The organism is Fructobacillus tropaeoli (assembly GCF_001047135.2).
GTDB classification, from domain to species: domain Bacteria; phylum Bacillota; class Bacilli; order Lactobacillales; family Lactobacillaceae; genus Fructobacillus; species Fructobacillus tropaeoli.
Genome location: NZ_DF968094.1, coordinates 5226 through 7470 on the forward strand (window position 1 = coordinate 5226; position 2245 = coordinate 7470).

General features: G+C 41.2%; 1 protein-coding gene. It reads right to left on the reverse strand.

From position 1 onward, the window contains the following. Positions 1-1232: 1232 nt before the first annotated feature. Positions 1233-1577: a hypothetical protein gene (locus AOQ32_RS07775; protein WP_059394328.1), complete on the reverse strand. Its 345-nt coding sequence runs from the start codon at positions 1575-1577 to the stop codon at positions 1233-1235. Positions 1578-2245 lie beyond the last annotated feature (668 nt).

A 2245-nucleotide genomic window follows, 5' to 3' on the forward strand; every position in this document is an offset into this window, starting at 1 on the left:
CTGTAACCATGTAACTTTTAGGGTGCAACCTTTTGCAACGTTGAAACACTATTTAAGTGCGTTCTTGATCGTATAGGCATAGTTTTTATAACAGGTTTTAACAGGTTTTCATATTAGGTTTTGTTAGGTTTTTATTGTCAAGTTTTGTCAAGTTTTTAGTAAAAAATAACTGAGGTTTTCTGAGGTTTAGGCATAGGTTTTAATAGGCTTTTAAGGCAGGTTTTAGCAGGTTCCTCAGTACAAAAATAGCCCTACTCGTTTGAGTAAGGCTTTTCTTATTCGGGATGTTTTATTAATGCCCAGTAAGGAGTACGGCTTAGCACCTTAAATCCAAGGTGCTAACTTGGCCCACTTCTTAAAACGTTGATATATACGGATTTTATGCTAAAAATATGCCAAAAAACATTAAAAAATATCAATGTTGGCCCACATACAAATAGCGAAGTTTAAAGTGTACCCATCCCCGTTACATGCTTGCTACTTTGTAACGTTGCCACTTCTGGCAATGTTTCCCCACTGCTGGGGAACGTTCTAAGTTCAACTTAGGGCGTCCCGTTTCGTTACTCCCCTATGTCGGCCTAGGTTTAATCTAGGTCGTGACCTGCACCGACTACATGTAGGGACAGGTTGCCTTCCTGACCTGACTCGGTAAATCACAGTATCAGGTCTGCCACTTTTGGCAGAAAGCTGGGGTAACGTTTTGTTATGGCAGGATGGCAGGGTGTGGATGTGTCCACGGTTGTCAAGGGGGTGTCTATTTTGGACACTCCTTTTTGTTTTCGCCACTTTTGGCAAAGGAGTCGGCAAATTACCGCCCCCCCCTATCTTGATTATTTATCAAAGCACACATATATCGTCACCTTGTGTCACGCACCAATTTTCAAAAGTTTTTTTCTGGGGTTGTTATTAACCGCCAAGCGTTCCTGCGTGGCCATTTGTATTTTTAAAAAGCACCCCATAAACCCACCCTAAAAACCCGACAAAAACAGCTAAATATTTTTATCAAATGCCTGTTTACTAGGCTTTTAGGGGATGTACCCCCCCTACCTAAAAATTTCAAAAATTGAACTTTGACACAAGGCGACGATATGCGAGCGCTCTCTTCATCAGACGGACAGGGGCGGGGGTATGTTTTATTTTTATTCTGTTTACGTACAATCATACTAGAACAAACAAAAAAGCCTCCACGGGCTTTATATGGCGTATTTATAACTAGAGTCAAATACTTAACACTAACTAAATTGCTTAATACGTTCTGGCTGTTCTATCGACTTGGCTAACCTGTTCAGTTCATTATTGACCTCTTGTATCACAGCAGTAGGCGCTACTATGTTGTAATACTCGCCAAATGGTTTGCGGCGCTTATAGTGGTCATGTTGCATTTGCACAATTTCAGGCGGTAGCGTTGCGGTATAGTCGTCAAACACTCGGCGTACTTCTATCCAAAAGTTATAGTTTTCTTCAGCGTAACGATTGCTAAAATGTCCGCCCTCTTCTTGCTTTAAATATTCAAGACCCTTTAGCGCCCAATCAGCATAGCCTGTAAAGTAATGCCCGATTATATGCCTTTGCTTCATGTCATCCCCCACAAGTGCTTTTAAGACAATTATACAGGAAGACCTGACGCACTAAATCAGTGCACCAGCGTACTTACAAGTACGGAGATTATAGGGGTGTGCTTATAAACACACCCCAAAATCAGTACGTAGATTTAGGTGCGTGGATGTATCCACAGAGCAAACTATAACAGGCGTACCTGTGAGTACGGTTGTTCATGGTGTGAATGTATCCACGCTATCACAGTCCAACAAGCGTGCTTGCAAACACGGTTGTTAGTTGTCCACTACTGGACAATACAAAAATATCCGCTACTTTTCCGCTACAGTTTTAAGCCGTGTTGTTGTTCATTACTTGCGGTACTGATTCGGTACTTCTGGCGTTTTCTATCCGTTTATCTGATTTTATCCGCTACTTTTCGCCTTTTCTGGCATATTTTGGCCAAAATAAAAACGGCTATAAAAGCCGTCACATTGCTAGGGTGCAAGTGTTTTTTATCCTCTAATTTATCCGCTACTTTTTCCGCTACTTTTGTTGATTGTCAGTGACGTTCAGTGACGTTCAAAAAATCAAAATAGCTTAAGACTGGGATTTTTGACGCCTCTTGACGTCTCCTGATGGTACTCATGGAGAAGAAGTGCATATTACCATGCTTATTTATAGGCATTTCAAGCTATAATGTAGCACT